The sequence below is a fragment of the Sphingobium sp. EM0848 genome, from assembly GCF_013375555.1.
Lineage (GTDB): Bacteria > Pseudomonadota > Alphaproteobacteria > Sphingomonadales > Sphingomonadaceae > Sphingobium.
Window position 1 is genome coordinate 1,234,326 of record NZ_JABXWB010000005.1, and the last position, 21,339, is coordinate 1,255,664.

General features: G+C 58.7%; 16 protein-coding genes and 1 pseudogene. 8 read left to right on the forward strand and 9 right to left on the reverse strand.

The window, feature by feature from the left end; genetic code table 11:
* The first annotated feature begins 14 nt into the window (after positions 1-14).
* Positions 15-776, forward strand: a complete 762-nt coding sequence (locus HUK73_RS23730) for an SDR family NAD(P)-dependent oxidoreductase (protein ID WP_176594228.1) — start codon at positions 15-17, stop codon at positions 774-776.
* Between the two features lie 127 nt (positions 777-903).
* Positions 904-1,389: pseudogene (locus tag HUK73_RS23735) on the forward strand (phasin family protein); the annotation flags it as partial.
* Positions 1,390-1,571: 182 nt separating this feature from the next.
* Here HUK73_RS23735 and HUK73_RS23740 read toward each other — a convergent pair.
* Complete coding sequence (locus tag HUK73_RS23740; RefSeq protein WP_176594230.1) at positions 1,572-2,372, reverse strand: SDR family NAD(P)-dependent oxidoreductase; 801 nt, start codon at positions 2,370-2,372, stop codon at positions 1,572-1,574.
* A 175-nt stretch (positions 2,373-2,547) separates the two neighbouring features.
* Here HUK73_RS23740 and HUK73_RS23745 point away from each other — a divergent pair, with 175 nt between their 5' ends.
* Positions 2,548-3,210, forward strand: a complete 663-nt coding sequence (locus HUK73_RS23745; protein ID WP_176594231.1) for an SDR family NAD(P)-dependent oxidoreductase — start codon at positions 2,548-2,550, stop codon at positions 3,208-3,210.
* A gap of 168 nt (positions 3,211-3,378) precedes the next feature.
* Here HUK73_RS23745 and HUK73_RS23750 read toward each other — a convergent pair whose 3' ends face one another.
* From HUK73_RS23750 to HUK73_RS23765, 3 genes are all read right to left on the reverse strand, one after another.
* Entirely contained in the window at positions 3,379-4,794 is a 1,416-nt protein-coding gene (locus HUK73_RS23750) for an ISNCY family transposase (protein WP_176592847.1), read from the reverse strand.
* A 217-nt stretch (positions 4,795-5,011) separates the two neighbouring features.
* Positions 5,012-5,458, reverse strand: a complete 447-nt coding sequence (locus tag HUK73_RS23760; protein ID WP_176594232.1) for a nuclear transport factor 2 family protein — start codon at positions 5,456-5,458, stop codon at positions 5,012-5,014.
* Positions 5,455-6,777, reverse strand: coding sequence for an MFS transporter (locus HUK73_RS23765; protein WP_176594233.1), 1,323 nt, complete (start codon positions 6,775-6,777; stop codon positions 5,455-5,457). The genes HUK73_RS23760 and HUK73_RS23765 overlap by 4 nt, the downstream gene beginning before the upstream one ends.
* Before the next feature lie 724 nt (positions 6,778-7,501).
* On the opposite strand from HUK73_RS23765, the gene HUK73_RS23770 reads away from it, so the two are divergent.
* The 3 genes from HUK73_RS23770 (at position 7,502) to HUK73_RS23780 (ending at position 11,345) form a co-directional block, all read left to right on the forward strand.
* Positions 7,502-9,796: a TonB-dependent receptor gene (locus HUK73_RS23770; RefSeq protein ID WP_176594234.1), complete on the forward strand. Its 2,295-nt coding sequence runs from the start codon at positions 7,502-7,504 to the stop codon at positions 9,794-9,796.
* Between the two features lie 116 nt (positions 9,797-9,912).
* Positions 9,913-11,073 (forward strand): acetyl-CoA C-acetyltransferase, encoded by a 1,161-nt coding sequence (locus tag HUK73_RS23775; protein WP_176594235.1) that lies wholly within the window; start codon positions 9,913-9,915, stop codon positions 11,071-11,073.
* Positions 11,074-11,120: 47 nt separating this feature from the next.
* Positions 11,121-11,345, forward strand: a complete 225-nt coding sequence (locus tag HUK73_RS23780; RefSeq protein WP_176594236.1) for an NUDIX domain-containing protein — start codon at positions 11,121-11,123, stop codon at positions 11,343-11,345.
* A gap of 260 nt (positions 11,346-11,605) precedes the next feature.
* On the opposite strand, the gene HUK73_RS23785 is transcribed toward HUK73_RS23780, so the two are convergent.
* The 5 genes from HUK73_RS23785 to HUK73_RS23805 form a co-directional block, all read right to left on the reverse strand.
* The gene (locus HUK73_RS23785) at positions 11,606-13,345 is read right to left on the reverse strand and encodes a GMC family oxidoreductase (RefSeq protein WP_176594237.1); all 1,740 of its coding nucleotides are present in this window, start codon (positions 13,343-13,345) and stop codon (positions 11,606-11,608) included.
* Between the two features lie 63 nt (positions 13,346-13,408).
* Entirely contained in the window at positions 13,409-14,878 is a 1,470-nt protein-coding gene (locus HUK73_RS23790; RefSeq protein WP_176594238.1) for an aldehyde dehydrogenase family protein, read from the reverse strand.
* A 410-nt stretch (positions 14,879-15,288) separates the two neighbouring features.
* Positions 15,289-16,023 (reverse strand): SDR family NAD(P)-dependent oxidoreductase, encoded by a 735-nt coding sequence (locus HUK73_RS23795; RefSeq protein ID WP_176594239.1) that lies wholly within the window; start codon positions 16,021-16,023, stop codon positions 15,289-15,291.
* Positions 16,024-16,103: 80 nt separating this feature from the next.
* Positions 16,104-16,544 (reverse strand): nuclear transport factor 2 family protein, encoded by a 441-nt coding sequence (locus tag HUK73_RS23800; RefSeq protein ID WP_176594240.1) that lies wholly within the window; start codon positions 16,542-16,544, stop codon positions 16,104-16,106.
* 102 nt (positions 16,545-16,646) lie between these two features.
* The gene (locus HUK73_RS23805; RefSeq protein ID WP_176594241.1) at positions 16,647-18,290 is read right to left on the reverse strand and encodes an AMP-binding protein; all 1,644 of its coding nucleotides are present in this window, start codon (positions 18,288-18,290) and stop codon (positions 16,647-16,649) included.
* Positions 18,291-19,285: 995 nt separating this feature from the next.
* On the opposite strand from HUK73_RS23805, the gene HUK73_RS23810 reads away from it, so the two are divergent.
* A complete protein-coding gene (locus HUK73_RS23810) occupies positions 19,286-20,080 on the forward strand; it encodes an Asp/Glu racemase (protein ID WP_304413762.1) in 795 nt (264 codons plus the stop codon).
* Positions 20,080-21,336 carry an alpha/beta hydrolase gene (locus HUK73_RS23815; RefSeq protein ID WP_176594242.1) on the forward strand — a complete coding sequence of 419 codons (1,257 nt, stop codon included), beginning with the start codon at positions 20,080-20,082 and terminating at the stop codon, positions 21,334-21,336. Before HUK73_RS23810 ends, HUK73_RS23815 begins: the two co-directional genes overlap by 1 nt.
* The last annotated feature ends 3 nt before the right edge of the window (positions 21,337-21,339 follow it).

Sequence of the window (21,339 nt, forward strand, 5' to 3'; positions counted from 1 at the left end):
AGAGAGGTGCGGTGATGGATGTGAAGAATAGCGGCGTCATCATAACGGGCGGAGCATCGGGACTGGGCAGTGCCACAGCCCGGCGTATGGCTGGCCTGGGCGCTCGGGTGACCCTGTTCGACCTTAACGCGGATGCGGGACAGCAGCTGGCAACCGAGATCGGCGGGCGATTTGCGAGCGTCGATGTGACTGATGACGAGCGCGTAGCTCAGGCGGTTGCGGAAGCGGAGGCGGCGCATGGCGCGACTCGAATCCTTGTCAATTGCGCGGGTATTGCGATCGCGCAGAAGACGATCGGCAAGGATGGCCGACCGCACGCGCTGGAGCAGTTTCGCAAGGTGCTCGAAATCAATCTCCTGGGCACCTTCAACCTGATCTCGAAGGTCGCCGCACGCCTCGTGACGGCCGAACCTGTTGGCGAGGAGCGGGGCGTGTTCATCAATACCGCCTCGGTCGCCGCCTTCGAAGGGCAGGTCGGCCAAGCCGCCTATGCAGCCTCGAAGGGTGGTGTTCACGCCATGACATTGCCGATTGCCCGTGAGCTTGCGGGGGCGGCGATCCGCGTCTGCACGATTGCGCCTGGTATCTTCTGGACACCGATGTTGGCCGGATTGCCTGAAGAAGCGCAGGCTTCGCTCGGCAAGCAGGTGCCGTTTCCGAGCCGTCTCGGGAAACCCGAAGAATATGCCGATCTCGTCGCTGCGATCATTGCAAATCCGATGTTGAATGGGGAGACGATCCGGCTCGACGGTGCGATCCGCATGGCGCCCCGTTGATATTGTGCAGCCGGATCGCTGTTTGGTGATGCGGTGTGGGGTCGTGATTTCGTCTGGCTTCGATCCTTCATTTCAGAGCGTCCGAAATCGTCGCCGCTCTCTTGAGCCATTAGAATCCAGATGAGGACCCACCATAGAAGGAAGCAAGTTGATGAATGATGTGATCGAAACCGGTAAAAAGTTCATCGAAGAAGCCAAGGCCAAGTTCGATGCAGTCTATATCGAACTGAACGAGAAGGCAAAAATCAGCGTCGAAAAATCGACCAAGGCGGTTGAGGAATTGAGAGATATTGCCAAGGGAAATGTCGAAGCGTTGATCGAATCCGGGAAGATCGTAAACGGAGGATTCGAAAGCATGGGTCAGGAAGCTGTCGATTATGGACGTAAGAGTTTTGAAAAGGCAACTGCATCGATCAAGACCTTCTTGAGCGTGAAGACCCCGGCCGAATTCTTGCATTTGCAGAGCCAGTTTTTTTCCGCCAGCTTTGATGAATTCACCAAGGAATCGGCCAAGAACAGCGGAGCATTGATCAAGCTGGGCAGTGAAGTGCTCCAGCCATTGACCGCTCGTGTCTCCATCATGACCGACAAGGTGAAGGCGCTCGTCGCCTGATCAACCCGATTATTGCCGGCAATCATGGAAATGGCTTCCGCTTCAGGCGGAGGCCGTTATTTTTCTGCTATCGGTAGCCTTTTGAAAGGTCTTTGGAGCTGGTCGCACAGAGTAGCGGTGAACATCTGCGAGTTCTCAACCTTTTGCGCGATGTTCCAGCCTGCCATGATGATGAAGGCCGACTACACTCGCGATTTAATAGCGGTGACGAGCGACTGGCTCATGCCGCAATCCACATCAATGGCTTGCGCGGTCATGGCGGAAGCCGCGGGTGAGAGCAGGAAACAGGCCATGGCCGCCACTTCCTCCGGATCGACCAATCTGCCCAGTGGCATGGTGCTGGCCCTCTGTGCGAGCGATTCAGCAGAGTGGAGCTGGTGCACCAATGGAGTGAGGGTGGTGGCGGGGTTGACGACGTTGACGCGAATGCCCGCCGATGCCCATTCGATGGCAAGCTGATAGGAAAGCGATATGAGCGCCGCTTTGCTGGGGCCATATCCGCCGCCTTTCGGATAAGCGCCTTTGCCGGCAAGAGAGGCAATATTGACAATGCTGCCAAATGGGCTCGCGGCGAGCCTGGCATGGAGGGCCTGGCTCATGATCAGCACGCTATCAAGATTGACTGCGAAGCTGCGTCGCCACATGTCGAGGCCGATCGTGGACAAATCCCCTCCGATGACTGAGCCGACGCTATTGACGAGATGATCGACTGCCGGACGCCAGTTGAGCAGTCGCGCGATGGCATCGTCCACCGACCCGCAGTCCGTCACATCGCACATGACGGGCAGCACGTCACTGCCATATGCTGCGATCTTATCGCAAGCTTTGGCTGCGGCCGCTTCGTCGCGATCGAAGATGGCGACCGCGCAGCCCATTTCTGCCAATTGCCGAGCGATGGCATGGCCGATGCCGCTGGCGCCGCCCGTGATCACAGCGGTATGCCCGGCAAAGCTGGTGGCCGAGAATAAATTGGCTGCGGACATTTTTCCCTCCATTGCTCTCTCCTATCCGTTGATTCGTCGGCTTGTCACAGTTAAATACTTTACGTATGTAATGAATAAATTCAACGGCATCATATCGGCGGCATCTGGAGAATATGCGCCTATGGCCGGTTCACAATGTCGGGGGTAGGGATTGATGACTGCTGAGGGAAATCGCTTGTCGGGCAAGATCGCCATCGTCACCGGCGCGGCGGGCGGACTTGGTGGTGCCATCGCACAGCGCTTCCAGGCGGAGGGAGCGAGAGTATTTGCCACGGACATAACAGCACCGCAAGGAGACTTCGATCCAGCAATGGCGTTCCATCATCTGGATGTCGGTAATGAGGAAAGCTGGAGATCCTTGATGGAAATTGTCTGCGAGGAAACCGGAGGCGTCGACATACTTGTCAACAATGCCGGTGTTCGTGGTCCCACTATGGCGCTTACCGATGTCGATCTTCGCGATTGGGACGATGTCATTCGCGTGAATCAGACTTCTGTTTTCCTGGGGATGCGCGCGGTCATTCCTCAGATGATTGTGCGTGGTGGCGGATCGATCGTCAATCTGTCATCTATCTTTGGGATCGTATCGGTTGAACATATGACCGGCTACCATACCACCAAGGCTGCCGTGCGCATGATGACGCGTAATGCTGCTGCAAGTTTTGGTGCGCATGGCATAAGGGTTAACGCAATCCTGCCAGGGGTGATCGACACGCCCGCGACAGCCGGACATTCCGAACAGGTTCGAGCGGAGCGCAATGTGCGGACGGCCCTGGGCCGACGCGGTCGGCCTGAAGAAGTCGCCGCCGCTGCCTTGTTCCTTGTTCCTGCTGTTTAGAAAAGGCACTTTCTGTCCCCGATAGAAATGACACCTTTGAGGACAGCAGGGGCTGCGTGGAGCCATCGGCTTAGCGCAGCGCAGGCCCTGCTGTGAGCGGAACATGGAGGGGAGGGGCATGGACCCGCTGCGCAGGCAGCGGGCTCGGTCAACGCCGGTCGGACAGGCTCAGCGGGCCTTCACAAACTCCAGCGTGCCCCGCGCCTGCAACTCGGCCTCGCTGAGCCGGGGGCCACGCTTGAGCTTGGGACCGCCCAGGCGACGGCGATCGACCTTTGCCGGCGCTTCCGGCTCGGGGAACAGATGCATGGGCTGGTCGCGGCGGGCAGGCGCATTATTGTTCCGCTGCCGGTGATGCGGCGCCATCGCCTGGATCTGCTTCGCCAGCATCAGTGCCGCGTCGAGATGCTTGTTGTCGACAATGGCAGGTTGATTGATCCGGGGCATCTTGTCGAACAGGCGATAGGGAAGGGAGCGCTCCTCATGACGGATCTCGACCTGGCCATCAGGATATTCGCAGATGTGGACACGCTTACCTACCAGGGCCTTGCTGATCGCAGTCGGCTCCAGAATGAACAGAATCTTGTTGTAATGCAGCGTCAGTGCCTTTGACACCTTCCGCTTTTCGCGCCAGACCATGACGGAGTGCAGATCATCCCGCGGCGCCAGAGGGCGGTGCAGATCACGACTGCCTGCCGCCGGGCGCGCAAAACGCGCATTGTGCGTTAGGCGATAGCTGCTCAGAAAGGCGTTGGCGTCCGCAATCGTCGATATGCCTTCCAGGCGCATCGCCTTGACCAGGCGATCCTGCAAGGTGCCGTTCGCCCGTTCGACCCGGCCCTTGGCCTGCGGCGAGTTGGCGCAGATGATCTCGATGTTCAGCGCATCGAGCGCGCGCCCGAAATGCGTCATGCCATCACCCTTCGCCGTCGCCTTGGCGTTGCGGAACACCGAATGCTTGTCGGAATAAAAGGCCACCGGCTTGCCGTGCCGCTCGATATATTCGCGTGTCGCCTCCATGTAGGAAAAGGTGCTTTCACTCTCGACCATCTTGAGATGCAGCAGCTCGCTGGTCGCGTCGTCGATATAGACAAGCAGCGTGCATTTCGGACCACGCGTCTCGAACCAGGCGTGCTCCGAGCCGTCGATCTGGACCAGCTCGCCACGGCACTCCCGCCGATGGCGTGGCTGATAGGGCCGAGAACGACGGGCAGCGCGATCCTGCCAAATGCCCGCCTCGATCATCAACTGCCGCAATGTCTCGCAGCCGATGCTGATAGCATGACGTTCCGCCAGATATTCTCGGGCCAGGGTGGGTCCGAAGTCATGATAATGTTCGCGCACGATCGATAGAATCCGCCCGCGAAAGGCCTCGCTGTGACGCCGGTTGCTCGGCCGGCCACGTTTGCGCGACACCAGGCCTGAAGCACCATCGGTCCGCAACCGTTCCAGCAACCGGAAAATCTGCCGGCGCTGCAATCCCAGCAGAAGCGCCGCATCCTCAACCCGAAGTTCGCCGCGCTCCACACGTGACAATGTATCAAACCGCAAAAGCTCGCCATCGCTCATCGCAACCACCGGCATAAGCGCGTCCTCCCGAACTGCCAGGAGGACCATGCCACCGAGCTCTGCTAAGGACGCCCGACGGTGTCATTTCTATCTAGCAGAGGGGTGTCATTTCTATCCGGCGCTTACATTCCTTGCCAGTGATGAAGCCTCTTATGTAACTGGCGCCGATCTCGTCGTCGACGGCGGCTATCTGGCGAAATAATGAAAATCCGGCACGCGGCGAAGGCCGGACCTACAGGCCGCCAAACAGAAAGCGCGCCACACGGCGGGCAATCAGCCATTTCCCTTCGATAAGAACGAAACTATCCTCATATTCTCCCATGGAGCGAAGTGTATCATCGATGGGAATGGCCTGAATGGAGTCCACGTCGCGCCATCCGCGGAAATGCGTGAAATAAGACTTCACCACGATATGCCGGTCGTCCACCCGGCGAGGTGCGATATTGCTGGCGACATGACGGCTCACCATGCAAGGGTCACGTTCCGTCACCACAGCATGCAACTCCGAGCGCCCTCTTATCGCGACATCAGGATAGGTAGAGGGCCGGACGAATTCCAAATCTTCCGTGAAGAGCTGAACCAGGGCATCCGCGTCATTGGCGTCCATATAGACTGACGCCAGTGTGACGGTCTGGATACAGCAGTCATACGCGTCTTTGTTGCTCATATAGTCGTTCATGAAGTGCCTCGCAAAGCCGTTGGGTTCGTGTCAGGAGATTGCCGCCGAACTTTCTCGAGCGAATTGTCAGGGTGGAGGAAGAAGGCTGCAATCAGTGAGCCTGTCAATAATATCGCCGCGCAGAGGGCGATAGCCGGTACATAACCGGCAAAACCCTGCTGGTTAATCAGAAGTCCGGTGGCATAGGGGGCGACCATGCCTGCAAGGCTGGTCAGCGACAATGTGACGACCAGCATACGGTTGCGTTCCTCCACAGGAGCGATAGCGGACACGATGATGGGAACAAGGCCGGTTACGGGAAGCGCCAGGCTTATGCCGACTGCGAGCAAGACCACTTTCGCGAGCGGTCCGTCAACAGCGATTGTCGCCAGAAAGGCGGATGAGCCAGCGATAAGATAAACCACGATCGGCCAGACAACGGCGTGCCGGAAGGAAAGACCTTTCTTCAGCCCGGCCTGAGAAAGCGTTGAGGATCCGAAAAGGAATAATGCGCCCAGAATATAGACGCCTGAGCACAGCCAACTTGCAGTCTGACGGTCGTAGCCTAGGCCCATGTCGAGCAGCGGAAACAGCCAGGCGACAGCAAAGGCGGTGATCCAATAGGTCGAAAAACCGACCGCGGTCACCGCGACTATGGCGGGTTGGCGCCAGACTTTGGTGGAGGCGTCATTACGCATCCTGGGATATGGGGCCGAAGGTCCGATTGCGGAGTCCGGGCCATCCCGCCCGGCCACCAGCAGCAGCACAAGCATTGCGGCGCTGAGCAGGCCGCAAGCAAGAAAGCCAGCCTTCCAGCCATAGGCGGCAATGATGGGAGTGAGTATCGGAGGTGCTATGATCGAACCCAAGAGAGGACCGATCATGACGAACGCGGTCGGAATGCTCCGTCTTTCCGACGGAAACCATTCATGGGCAGCCGCGACCGATGTTGAAATGCTCGGGCTTTCCGCTGCGCCGAGCAGAGAGCGGCACAGTATAAGGATGCCGAAGGAGGGCGCGGCGATGATCGGCAACTGGGTGATCATCCAGATCGCGATCATGATGGTCAGCAACACCCTCGGCCGTATCCGCTGGGAGAGGATAAGTCCTACAAGCACGCCGGATATGCCATAGAAACCGAAAAATGCGCTCGAAAGCATTCCATAATCGGCCGCTGTAAGTCCAAGATCATGCATGATGTCCTTGGCAGCGATGCCGACTACGGAACGATCGAAATAATTGAGCATTTGTCCAAGGCACAGGATGGCGACCATCTGCCAGGCCGTGTTTCGCATCCGGTCTGGTTGCACGGGTCGCTGTTTCGCAAATGCCCAGATCATGTCCGCACTGCTCCGTGATGTTCGAACTGGCTCAACCTGTTTTCTGCATTCGGAGAGCGAGAGCAAGGCGGGAAGAAGCGCACGCCGTTGATTTGCATAGCCTGGTTTCGACGGAGCAGGAGGGCTTGCTGGCTTGCCGATCCGATTCTGCCGGCCTGGCATGAGTGGGAGGCATCTTCTGACGCCAGAGACGCTACCGGGGAGAAATGACTCAAAAACAGTGACGAATGGAAGCCGGCAGTGAAATATCCCGGTGCAGATTCATTTCCTTGCAACACCTGGCTATCTCCATCTCCTATTCCGTCGGCCTGTCAGCCGGCGGGGCGTAGATTCGGACTTTTCGAGAGTCCAGAAACCACCATAAAATCGTTATTTCCCAAGCGGCTGTTTCCCGAGGTGGAGCCGTTTGAAGATTTATTGTCTCGTGAGTCTGATAAACGACGTATAAGACGAATACAATCCGAATGTAAAATTTAATGTTGACTGTCGGCACAAAAACCGAGTAGCATCCATGCTGTCAAGTTGCTCGATGCATGAAATGGTCGAGTCCGCGCAGGGGAGGTTGTCTTGGTGTTGCGGCCGGATGCTGTGCCGCCTGAAATTCACCTATGCTCTTCTGATTTTGTGGACTGGCGTGTCGCATCGATTGATGCCTTTTCTGCTTTTTGCTTGGCGATAATAATCGATAATTTCAAATAATAATGTGGATAATAGGGTGGGGATCATGAAGAAGAATAGAATTCTCTGTATCACGACTGCTCTTCTTGCACCGTTTCTTTCAGGTTCCAATGCATATGCGCAAAATGAAGCGTCGGGTGCGCCTGCGAGCGCTGCGGGTACAGCGACGAGCCCGCCGGCTGGAGGAGATGGCGTGCCGGACATCATTGTTTATGGTCAGAAGCGGGCTGCGGGTGAAGTCGCCCAGCGTGTTCCGATCGCCATCACCGCTCTCGATCAACGTCTGCTCCAGTCAACGAATAGCGTCAGCTTGCTCGACGTCGGTTCTCTCGCGCCTAATGTGCAGACGAATACGACGGGTACGTTCCCGGGCTTTCCCAACTTTTCGATACGTGGGATCGGCCTCTCATCGTCGATCCGTAGCGTGGACCCGGCCGTCAACATCGTCCAGGACGGGATGGTGTTGGCCTATCAGGCCGGAGCAGTGGTCTCGACATTCGATCTTGAGGGAATTGAAATCTTGCGCGGCCCTCAGGGCGTGTTGTTCGGTCGAAATGCAAGCGGCGGCGCTTTCGTCTTGCGGACGCGCCGCCCATCGGACGAACCGGGCGTGAGATTTGATCTTTCCTACGGAAATTTCAATGAGGTAAACGCCAATGCCAGCATAGAGGGGCCATTGGGGTCCAGCAATATCCTGGGCAAATTGGCGGTGCTTTACCGGCGGAACAGCGGTACTATCGAAAATACCAATAACGGTATTTTTGTACCGTCGGTTGGTAATCCAACCGGCGCGCGCTCTAGTCACGCGACAGGCCATATTGGTGATGTCGATGAACTGGTCATCAAGCCGACATTCCTGTTCAAGATGTCGGACGCCACGCGGCTGACGCTCTTTACCCAGTATCAGCGCTATAATGACGATGGCACCACGCCAAGAAATTTTGCGACCCCGCCGGGTGCTGTGTCCACCCCTTCGGAGACTGTCTTTGGCTATACGCCAGATTCAAGCGGCTATTCGACGAATATCGGTGAGGTCGGCTATGTGCGGATTCGCGCCGGGCATGTGATCGCCGAACTCGAAAACGAAATCGGCCCCGGTCAGTTGACGACGGTCGCTGGTTATCGACATATCACCTACAATTCGACGACCAACAATGCCGGCACGCCGTTTGATGGACTGCTCCTTCCTGACAATCGCGAACGGAACGAGCAATATAGCCTTGAATCGCGTTACAATGTCACCCTTCTGGATGGTCTCGATGCGACAGCGGGTGTGTTCTATCTTCGCTCGGTTACTGATGTGATCGAGCGGCGTCGGACAACGGGGAAACCTGGCGCCCCGACGGCGCTGGGCTATGTCCAGGGCAGCTTCCATCAGGTGACAAACGCCTATGCCGGGTTTGCCAATTTCGATTGGAACATCACATCGGACCTCAAACTGTCTCTGGGTGGCCGGTATAGCAGTGAAAGGAAGAGCATCAATTATGTGCCGCTGGCGCCATGCACCGATGCGAGCTATACAAATTGCACGGTGACTTCGCTTTCCGCCGAAAAGAGTTGGCACAATTTCTCGCCGCGCGCGGTCCTGACCTGGCAGGCCGCACAAAGGGTCATGCTGTTCGCCAGCTTCACGCGGGGATTCCGCAGCGGTAATTTCAATCCGAGGACGAGCGATGCGACCGGCGTTGGCGTCGGGCCGGCCGATCCTGAAACGGTCAGCGCCTATGAAATCGGGGTCAAGAGCGACTTCTTCGATCGAAAGTTGCGTGCCAATATCAGCCTGTTTCAATCCGACTACAAGGGCATTCAGCAAGTTGTCACGGTGCCGGGTGCTACGGTTGTACAGGCGCTCGTCAATGCAGCTGATTCCCGTATCCGTGGTGTCGAAGCGGAATTCACCCTTCGCCCTGTTCGCGCGCTGGAGCTTGATGCCAATCTGGGCTATATCGATGCGAAATATCGCAAATTTGAAATTCCCATTCAGGGAGTGACCGATCCCACTGCCCTGAATTTCATCAAGATACCCAAATGGACCGCCTATCTGGCTGGCGTCTATACGGCTGATCTTCCTTCGCTGGCAGGGAAGGCCAGCCTGCGCGTCTCCTATGATTGGCGTTCACACTATGCAACGGATTTTCTCAATACGGTCGGACTTGATCAGAAAGCCTTCGGACTGACGAACGCTGATCTGACATTTGATCATGGAAACTGGACTGCTTCCTTATTCGGTCGAAACCTGTTCAATGTGGTCTATGCCGATACAAAATCACGGAATTTTGCCTATATAGCCTATGGTGGGGCGCCCCGGACCTATGGTGTCCGGGTCACGTTCAAGATGTGAGTTGATCCACTTCTGCCCGCACCCGGATGGAATCGTCGCCGGACATACGAAGGCGATGAAGTCGGGCGTAATTTTATGGGTCTTGAAAGATATCACAGTGGGATTGGGAGTAGACAATGGCCGAAGCGTATATCGTAGCAGCTGGGCGAACGGCGGGTGGACGACGGAAGGGGGCGCTGGCTGACGTTCATCCGGCCGATATCGGCGGCCTCGTTCTGGACGCTCTGATTGCGAGAAGCGGCGTTGATCCAGCGGCGATCGACGATGTGATCGTGGGTTGTGTCAGCCAGGCCGGAGAGCAAGCCTTTGCGTTTGGCCGCAGTTGCGTGCTGGCGTCGTGTCTTCCCGAAAGCGTGCCCGCCGTGACGATAGATCGCCAATGTGGCTCGTCGCAGCAGGCGCTCCATTTTGCCGCGCAGGCGGTCATGTCCGGCACCCAGGATATGGTGATTGCGGCGGGTGCTGAAAGCATGACCCGGGTGCCGATGGGCTCCAATTACACGCTGCATGCTCAAGCAGGCCTTGGCGTCGGGCCATGGAGTCGCAAGATACTCGATCGGTTCGGCGTGGATAAATTCAGTCAGTTTCACGGCGCGCAGGCGATTGCCGATAAATATGGCTTTGATCGCGAAGCAATGGACCGGTTTGCTTTGGAAAGTCATCGTAAGGCGTCTGCGGCAATCGCCGCGGGTGCTTTTGAGGCCGAAATCGTGCCGTTCACGCTCGGTGATGCCCTGTTCGACCGGGATGAGGGCGTGCGTCCCAATGCCTCGCTGGAGGAAATGGCTCAGGTGAAACCGATTGTGGAAGGCGGATCGATTACGGCGGCCAATGCCAGCCAGATGACCGATGGTGCCTCGGGCGTTCTGATCGTGAATGAGCGTGCGCTCAAGGCGCATGGTCTGACGCCGCTGGCGCGCATTCATAATCTGACCGTGACGGCCGGCGACCCTGTGGTTATGCTTGAAGAACCGATCCCAGCGACGCGGAAGGCGCTCGATCGCGCGGGCTTGAAACTGGATGAGATCGACCTGTTCGAAGTCAATGAGGCCTTCGCTTCCATTCCCATGGCATGGCTGCAAGCCCTTGGGGCCGATCCGGCGAAGATGAATGTGCAGGGGGGCGCCATTGCTCTTGGTCATCCGCTGGGTGCGACAGGCACCAAATTGATGACGACACTTGTCCATGCGTTGCACGCCGAGGGGAAGCGATGGGGCTTGCAAACCATGTGTGAAGGCGGCGGGATCAGTAACGTGACAATCATTGAACGGTTGTGATCGCAACCTGCAGCAACAGCCTTCAGTGATGCCGGCAAGGTGGGAGGATGACGCGCCAATCCGGAGCCATTCCTTTTCGCATCAACGTCGAGGGTGAGCCCGAGATTCTGCTTGTCACGTCCAAGCGAAGCGGTCGTTGGGTCTTGCTCAAAGGAGAAGTGAAACGCGATATGCTGCCAGATGCATCGGCGGCCCGTGAGGCGTTTGAAGAGGGCGGCGTGCTTGGTTCGATCAGCGGTCGCCCCGTCGCCACATATCGGCAGATTAAATGAACGGCTGATGGAGTCGAAAAAATCGTCATCATTTCGGCCTATCCGCTGAAGGTTTCCGTCGAAGCGCCCATTTGGCCCGAAATGCATCAGCGGCAACGTTGCTGGATGTCTGTCAGCAATGCCGTCAAGGCTGTGCGAAATCCGGAATTGCACCGGGTAATCGCGCAATTTGGCAGAATATTCTTCGTGCCAACGTGAGGGCCTCACAGGCCGATTAGCCAGTTCAGGCCGCGGAATCCGTCGCCGTGCGGCCCGCAGCGTCAGCTGGAAGATGGCCGGTGATGATCCTGCAAGATCAGGTCGACCGCCTTCAGGCCGATCATGTGGCTCGCTGCTGCTGTCGGTGCGGTCACGATTGAGGGCATGATGGATGAGTCGCAGACGCGGAGAGCCTCGACACCCCTCACGCGCAACGAAGGATTGACGACAGCGCGTTCATCCGTTCCCATCTTGCAAGTGCCGACAGGGTGACCAAAGCTGATCGCCGCATTGCGGGCAAAGTCCCGCAACTCGGCTTTGGTCATCGGGCGGCCGGGGACGATTTCGGCATCGCGAATCCCGGCAAAGCCCTCAGCCTGTCCCAATTCCCGAACAAGCTCGATGCCGCGCACAGTCGTCTCGATATCATGTTCGGTCGAGAAGAAATTGCTGTCCAATTGTCCTTTGTCACGCCAGTCGGCGCTGGAAAGGCGAAAGGTTCCACGGCTGGATGGGCGCATCAATGCTGGCGTGATCGTATAACCGTCGGATGGCAACGTGCCGAATTTTGCCTGAACTTCTGGTGTCACGAACGGTAATTGTTGCAGAACCATCTTCAGATCAGGGACAGGCTTTGCGATATCGCTTCGCACATAGGCGGCAGCCTCGACCGCATTGCTCGTCATCGATCGTGGAGGCATTTTGCCCCGGTAACGATAGGCCACGCCGAACAGGATCGGGTGATCCTGAAAATTCCGACCGACGCCCTGGAGGTCAACGATCGGCGTGATTCCAAGCCTGCGAGACGCATCCGCGTCGCCGATGCCGGAGAGCAGCAGCAGCTTTGCGCTCATCATGCCGCCGCCCGCGATGATGACCTCGCGGCTGGCACGAACGGCTCTCGCGCCGTCCCGTCCCTGTAATTGGACGCCCGTGCAGCGCGTGCCCTCGAACAAGAGGCCGGTGGCGTCGGTATCGAGCAGCAGATGCAGGTTTGGGCGTGAGAGCGCCGGGCGCAGGAAAGCGCGCGAAGCGCTGGCCCGCGTCCCTTCCTTGGTGATGCTCATATTCACATAGCCTGCGCCTTCCCGCATCGGCGCGTTCATGTCGTCAAGGACGGGTATTCCCATCTGTCGCGATGCGGCGATAAAAGCGGCGGCTGTGGGATGAGGGTCGGTCGCCGCTGTGCGGATATGAACCGGACCGCCGGCGCCGCGCCATTCATTGGCGCCACCTTCCCAATCTTCCAGCGCCCTGAAGAGCGGCAGCACGTCCTGAAAGGCCCAGCCGTCACATCCATTATAGGCCCAGTCGTCGAAATCCTGGGCAAAGCCCCTCATCCACAGCATCGCGTTGATGCTTGTTCCCCCGCCCAGCACATGCCCCATGGCCATGGGAATGGTACGGCCGTTGACCAGCGGAGAAGGATTGGCTGTAAAACGCCAGTCGCGAGGGCTGCCGATATTGGTGAACCAGATGCCGGGCGTCGCAACCTGCGCCAGATCGTCGGTACCGCCGGACTCCACCAGCAGCACCTCCATGCCTGCTTCGGCCAGACGGGCTGCGATGATGCACCCGGCTGCTCCCGCGCCGATGATGATATAATCGAAGGAATCGCGCATCGTGGCGCGATGCGCGCGCTGGTTGACGCCCGCGGCCAATGCTCCGTCAACGACGGCGGAGTTGAACAGCGCCGTTGCACCAAGCGCGGTTGCGGCCGCAAGGAAGGAACGGCGGCCGATATTTCCTGCCGCCGCACGGTCGAGCAGCCGTTCCATCTGCTCATTGGCATTGTCGATCATACAGTCCCTCTGCCTCGGCAGGGGCGGGTGTCCGCGCCCTGCCTTGATCCTTCTTCATGAGCGTCAGAAAGGATACTGGCTTTCATTGGCGCTGTGTCGCGCGTTGATCCAGATCGTATCGGTGAAATCGTTCAGGCTGTCCGGTCCAGTACGGCCCCAGCCGCTGTCACGAACACCGCCCATCGGCACATGGGTTTCGTCGTTGATGGTGGAGGTGTTGACGTTGACGACCCCCGCCATGATCTGCGGCGCAAGTTCGAGCGCACGGTAGGAATCGCCGCTGAGGATGGAGGCGACAAGACCGTAGGAGACGCGATTGGCGACGTTGACGGCATCCTCCACGCTGTCGACCGGCTCGACGATGACCACCGGTCCGAACGTCTCCTCGTTGGAAATGGTCGCCTCATAAGGCACGTTGGTGAGGATCGTTGGTTGATAGACCTGACCTTCGAACGTGCCGCCGGTCTCGATCCGGGCGCCAAGCGCGACCGCTTCCTCGACCGACTGGTGGACCTTGCGCACGGCATCGGGTGTCACCAGCGGGCCAATCAAGGTCTCGGGATTGGATGGGTCGCCTGACGGGAGCTGGCGCGCGCGCCGCACGAATTTTTCCAGGAACTCGTCGTAGATCTTGCGCTGGATGATGACCTTGCGCGTGTTCATGCAGATCTGGCCCTGATGGAAGAAGGACCCGAACACCGCCGAACGCACCGCATAGTCGACATTGACATCATCCAGAACGATGAGCGGATTGTAGCCGCCAAGCTCCAGCACCGAGCGCTTGAGCGTTTTGCCGGCGCGCTCCGCCAGGATCCGCGCGGTCTTGACGCCGCCGATGAGGTTGATGCAGCGGATATCCGGCGAAGCGAAGATCTCGTCCGCGATCGTCCCGGCCATGCCCGGCGCATGCGGGATGACATTGATCACGCCAGCGGGAAATCCAGCTTCCTCCGCGATTTTCGCGACGATCAGGCCCGCCGAGACGGGCGCCAGCTCCGAAGGTTTGACGACGACCGTATTACCGGCGGCAAGCGGCGCCAGAACGGCGCGCCAGGACAGAATATTGGCGCCGTTCCAGGGGGTGAAGCTCGCAACCACGCCAAGCGGACGACGGACGCTGAACGAATGCCGGCCGGGCATATTGGTCGGAAAGACCTCGCCGCGCGGATGATAGACCCAGCCCGCCGCCGCTTCGAGGCTTTCGACCACGAGGTGCTGCTGGAAGGCGGAAAAGGAGATGGTGCTGCCGGTTTCGCGCGAGAGGAGGTCGGCGATCTCATTCATGCGGCTGCGCACGATGGCCGCCGCCTTGAAGAAGAGGGCGGCTTTCGCGGCGGGCGTCATGGCCGACCAGACCGGGAATGCCTTTGCAGCGGCCTCGATCGCTCCGCGGGTTTCCACCGGGCCGCAAGCCGGGATGCGGTGCATCAGCTTGCGGCTATAGGGTTCCAGCACATCGAAAGTGGCGCCATCGGCGGCGTCACGCCATTCGCCGCCGGCATAATATTGATAGGTGGTTACATCGTCACTCATGGTACGCCTTTCCTTGCTATCCTCCCCGGCACGCAACATCCGCGGGTCACGGCGCGCGTGAGTCCATTCTCCAGTTGGAGGTCACTCTTCTGTTCTCGTGTCACGCGTTCCCGGTCGATCTTTGTCTTACGGCATGGAAGGGGCGGCTGTGATCGAGCGTTTGATTCCTTGATCCCGTGCCTGCCTCAAAGCCGGAGCAGGTGGCTGTCCTGATGTGACAAAAAACTTTACTATCGTCAAGTTAAATTATGAGCCGGGATCATCGCATGTGGCGGATTGGCGACAGCTCCGGTATGTGCCCTATTGTATGTCAACCTTGCTCAACCGATTGTGAAACCGGCAATATCCTGACAGGACCGAGAGGTGGCGCGGGGAAGGGACGAAATCAGTGCATATTTCGTCCCTTTCGCTTATGCCATCAGTCCACCGCACACTGACAACTCGGCGCCCATGACATAGGATGCGGCATCGGACGCGAGGAAGAGGACCGCTTCTGCGATCTCGTCGACCGTACCGAGCCGTTGCGCCGGCGGCAGAGTCGGGAATGCGGCAAGAATCTCGGGCGGGTTTTCGGCCAGCATGGGTGTGTCGATGATGCCGGGCAGAACGAGATTCACGCGGATTTTGTCAGGCGCAAGGTCGATTGCAGCGCAGCGGCTGATGCCGCGCACCATGAACTTGGAACCTGAATAGGCGATCATGCCGGGAAACCCCTTGGTTCCCGCACCCGAGGCGATATTGACGATTGCGCCTCCGCCGCCATCGCGCATCACCTCGCGCACTGCCTGCATGCCAAGGAAGGTGCCGACAACATTCACATTATAGTGCAGGTCAAGCAGCGCGCGGTCGGTCTGTTGGATGGGCCTGGGTTTGTAGACGCCCGCATTGTTGACAAGGACGTCGACCTTGCCGAATGCCGCGATGGTCGCATCGACCGCCTTGCGCCAGTCGGTTTCGTTCGTCACATCGAGTCGCACCGCAATCGCGGCCTCGCCAATCTCCTGCGCTACGGCTCGTGCAGCTTCCTCATTGACATCTGTTACAGCGACGCGCGCGCCTTCCGCTGCGAAGAGGCGCGCCTCCGCCGCGCCCTGACCGCTGCCCGCGCCTGTGATGATAGCGACCTTGTTGGCCAGTCTTGTCATCTTATTCTCTCCTATTCTGCCATGGTTGTCAGGCTATGATGCGAACGACCGGTGCCTCGATCGAGGCGATGGGCAATCGCTCACCATTCACGACCCTCACGTCCCCACCGAAAGCGCGCCTCATCCTCCCCGAGATAGTCCGGATCGAGATAGACATGGCATCGGGTGATCAAGCCGTCGCGAAACTCGAACAGGTTGCAGAAGCGGCCTGCCGATGTCCTGCCGCCTTCCCAATCCTGCCCCTTCATGCGTCCGCGCGCGATCCCTTCGACGGCGACATAGGGATGCCGGGCGACGAACACATAGTTGCTGAAGTCATGTTCGATCGATTCGAGTTCACCGATGAAGCCTGATACCATGTCCATTATCGATTGTGGGCCGTGTCCGATGCCAAACTTCGGAAAATAAAATTGAAGTTCGGGATGGAAGAGTTCGAGTAGTGTCGGATCCTGTGCATCGCCCCGACGGAAATATTCCTTCGTCATTTCGATGTTCTGAAGATCCTGTTCAGTCATTGCCATGACATCCTTCTCCTTCGGCAGGCTGTGATTGACGGGACGATCCGAAGAGACCATCACGCTCCAAACAAGCTCCATGATACTCCGCTGGTCGTGATCGGCCGGTCAGCCAACGACGGATTGACCCGAGGCTTCAGCCTTCAGCTTCGCTGCGATGATTTCGCGCATCAGCGGCTTGGACACCTTGCCCGATGTGGTTGAGGGGAGTTCGGGAACGAGTTCGATGCGCTCGGGCCATTTGAATTTGGATAACCCCTCCTCGGCCAGATGCGTGCCAAGCGTGGTCAGCGTCAACTCGGGCGCCTGATCCCGCAGCGCAATGAACGCGCACATGCGCTCGCCATAGAGCGGATCGGGCATGGCGACGCATGCCACTGCGCCGACCGATGGGTGGCGGGAAATGGCCAGTTCCACCTCGCTGCAATTGATCTTCTCACCACCCCGGTCGATCACGTCCTTGACGCGCCCGTTGAAGACGAGGTTGCGGACACCCTCGACCGTTCGCCAACTCATGAGATCGCCCGAGCGATAGAAGCCGTCGGCGGTGAACGCCTCAACATCCCGATCCGGGGCATCGAAATAGCCCCGGATCGTGCATGGCCCCCGCACCAGCAGTTCGCCCACTTCTCCATCAGGCAGATCGTCTTCGCTGCCGGGGCGGACGATGCGGATTTCGTCATGTGGCGAGGTGGAGCGTCCGACCGTGAATTCCACGGTTTCGCCCGGATCTGATGGGAGCGCAAAACCCAGAAGACCTTCGGTCATGCCATACATCGGGATGCATGGGGCGCCCAGCATGCGACTTAGCTGTCGCGCGCTGTCAGGTACGGAGAATGCGCGGACATTGTCGAATGTCAGGCGGTCGGTCACGCCGTTTTCGATCAGGCGCATCAGATGGACTTTGGCGAGCGCGATCCAGTTCGGGCGCCGCGCCGTCAGCGCCGCTTCGATGTCGGCGAGGGAGGGGCCGTCCGCTATGACCATCTCCCCCCCGGCAAGCAGTGTTGGTCCCCAGAAACAGGCCATCGGCGCATTGTGCATGAACGGATTGGCGGTAAATGTGACCGTTTCCCTAGTAATCCCCATATGGTCGGTCACGGAGCGCATCGCATAGAGATATTCGTTGCTGAAGCGCGGAATGATCTTGGGAATGCCGCTGGTCCCGCCCGACAACTGGAAAACGGCCACCTGATAGGGGTCAAGGGACATGCCCTCAACCAGCTTTCGCGCGGCGGCACTGTCCTCGGCCGTGATAAGGTTCTCGAAGGACAAGGTGTCTGCTGCCGGCGCGTCGCTTCGGACAACCAGAATATGGGCAATGGAGGGGATGCGTGCCGCGATGCTCTTTGCAAAGGCAACCATGTCGAACCGGCCGTCATCGCCATGGACAAAATGGGCCTTTGCCCCGGCATGGTTGCCGATATATCCGATTTCCTGCTCGCGATGCGCAGCTAGCGTGCAGACGGGGATGACACCGATCTTCAGGCAGGACAGGAAAGCGTAGACCAATTCCTTGCAATTGCGCATCTGGAATATCACGCGGTCGGTCGGCCGCAGACCGAGCCGCCAAAGGGCTGCGGCGCCCCGGTTCGTGATGTCATCCAGTTCGGCAAAGCTGACCGTGCTCCCGGGCCGCGAAAGTGCTACGCGGTCCGGATATTGAGCGAATGTACGCCGATAGGCGCCGATCAGGGTTTCGTCGGTCAATGCACCGAGGGTGTGATACCGTGTCAGTTCATCCTTGGACATATACACGACGCCCGGAATTGGGGATTGCACAGCTAGCATTATTCGACTGTCTCCATCCTTCGCAGGGGAACTTTCCTGACGAGGAGCGGACGATGGGCCCTGTTGCCGCGAACATTGGCCCCGGCGAGGCGGCATGCGTGACCCTCTACGCTTCTCGATGCGGACCATCCTTCTCCTGTCCAGCGTCCGAATCCGGCGCCGGATGTCGATGCTGAGAATATTAAAATAGATACAAATGTCAATAAACAGACTATTGTGTAAAATTCCTAGGCTGATTGCGCTCAGCCTCAGGAGTCCCTGGCCAGATGGCCGCCATCCACGACCAGTTTCGAACCGGCCATGAAACTCGAGTCGTCGCGTCGAGAGGAGCAGGATGGCCCGGGCGAGTTTGGCCGATTTCGTCATGCGGCCCAGCGAGCTTGCGCAGAGAACGGTGTCGATTGCGGTCCCGCAGTTCTGCGCCTTCAGAACCGGCGGTGTGGCTACGACGTCCGGGTGGAGGGAATTGATGCGGGCATAGGTGATTGCCGCTCTCTCTGATTTCAGGTCCGCAGCATAGGCAATGGCACCCTCCCTGGCGAAAATTTCGGCGGTTGCCTGGCCGATTCCGTCGCTTGCGCCCGCCACCATCGCGACCTTGCCTTCCAATTTGAGCATTGTCTCTCACATCGTTGCATCCGCACGAGGACGATCTTGCCTGCCTATTGTCGGGCAGGAATACATGCCGGCTTGGATGACAGAATTTCACCAGATGCGATTGATATGGATCATGGGAGGAGTGCGGCATGAAGCTCGCGGTTCATGATATGTGGGTCATGGGCTTTGAATATCATATTGAATATTAGTCTGAAAAATAGCGGCCGGGATTCTTGTGAGCAGGCGCCGACCTTCATTGCGAAGAGTGCTCTTTACAAAACAGTCTTAAATGATAAAAAACATTACATATATGTCGACTCAGATATGCGTGTCGGCGGTCATCTTAAAAGGAGGGGCTTTTGGATAAAGCCAGCTTTCGAATCGGGCAGATCGTGCCGAGTTCGAACACGACCATGGAAACCGAAATTCCGGCCATTCTGCAGGCGAGCAGCGCTGCATCCGGCGCGCATTTCACCTTCCATTCCAGTCGCATGCGGATGAAGCATGTGACCAGGGAAGAACTGGCGGCGATGGATGCGGACTCTGATCGCTGCGCGCTCGAGCTCTCGGACGCGCATGTCGATGTCATGGGTTATGCGTGCCTGGTCGCGATCATGAGCATGGGCAAGGGCTATCATCGCGAATCGGAGCGGCGGCTGCACCAACGGACGATCGAGAATGGCGCGGCCGCGCCGGTCGTCACCAGCGCCGGTGCGCTGATCGAAGGGTTGGGTGTGATCGGCGCCAAGAAGATCGCCGTCATCACACCCTATATGAAACCCCTGACCCAGTTGGTCGTCGATTATATCGAGGCGGAAGGCGTGGAGGTTCAGGACCGGGTGGCGCTCGAAATCCAGGACAATATCGCGGTGGGGCGGCGTGATCCCATGGCGCTGGTCGAGATAGCGAGTGGCCTCGATCTGGCCAATGTCGATGCGCTGGTGCTGTCGGCCTGTGTGCAGATGCCGTCGCTTGCGGCAATCCCGGTCGTCGAGGCGAAACTCGGCGTGCCGGTGATTTCGGCAGCGGCATGTACCGCGTTCCGCATGCTCCAGTCCCTCAATCTCCCGGCCAAGGCTCCAGGCGCCGGTGAACTGTTGTCCGGCCGCTATACCGATGTCTTGCCCACCGGATTGATCGGGGAGACTCTCTGATGACCGTGAACGACCCACATCGTGCAACAGCCGGGTTGCGCGGCGCTTTCTGGGACCCTGCGCGCATTCCTGAAGGGGTGCAACTGACGGTACATCCGCTCAGGACTGAGGACGGCAATGTCGTTTCGGGCTATCTGCTCGCCAGGGGAGGGGAGGAGACCGTTGCCGTCATCGCTCATCCGCGCGAGCATATCGTAGCCAATTATCTGGCCGCTGAAATCCTTCGAACGGGTGTTGCGGTTTTCCTGCAGGCACCCCGGCTCGTGGGGAACGATATCCGTCTTGAGCATGAGATCGCGCTCTATGATCTGGCCGCGGCCACGCGCTTCCTGCATGAATCGGGCTTCAAGCGGATCATTTCGGTCGGCAATTCAGGCGGTGGGCCGCTCTGGGCCTTCTACAACCAGCAGGCCCTGGCTGCGCCCGACAAGCGGATTGCCTTCACGCCTGCGGGGCGGCCGACCAAGCTTGCGGAGGCCGATCTTGTGCCGCTCGACGGTCTGGTCTTCGTGTCGACCCATTTGGGGCAGGGCAAGCTTTTGATGAGCGGTATCGATCCGTCGGTGAGTGATGAGAATGACGCGCTCTCGGTTGATCCGTCGCTCGATCCCTTTTCGCCGGACAATGGTTTTGCGCGCAATGGGTCAAGCTATTCGGCGGATTTCGTGAAGCGCTACCGTGAGGCACAGGTGGCCCGCGTGGCACGGATTGATGCCATCGCGCGGGAGCAGGTTGCCGAACGCGCAGCCGCGCGCAAGCGCTTCAAGGCGGAGGGCGGCCGGGCCGATCGCATTCGCGCCGCCCATACGCCGATCTTTCCGGTCTGGCGTACCGATGCGGATTTGCGCTGCTGGGATCTCGGCCTCGATCCATCGGACAGGCGGATCGGTTCGCTTTGGGGCAGCGATCCTGCCTCGTCCAACTATGGCAGCATCGGCTTTGGGCGATTGTGCACGGCGGAGAGCTGGCTTTCGACATGGTCTGGCCTGAGTTCCAATGCCTCGCTCGAAGCCTGCGCGCCCGCGATCGAGCAGCCTACGCTATTCATCGAATATACTGGCGACCCAGCCACCTTCCCTTCCGATAATGAGGCGATCTTCGGTTGGATTGGTACCAGCGACAAGCAGCGCCGGGCGTTCCGCGGTGATCATCAGGGCCGCCCAATCCATGAGGGTGAAGAGGACAACCGTCCGGCGGTGGGGCGTGCGATCGGTGAATGGCTCGCCGACACCTTCGCCGGCGTTGCCACGGTCTGAGCT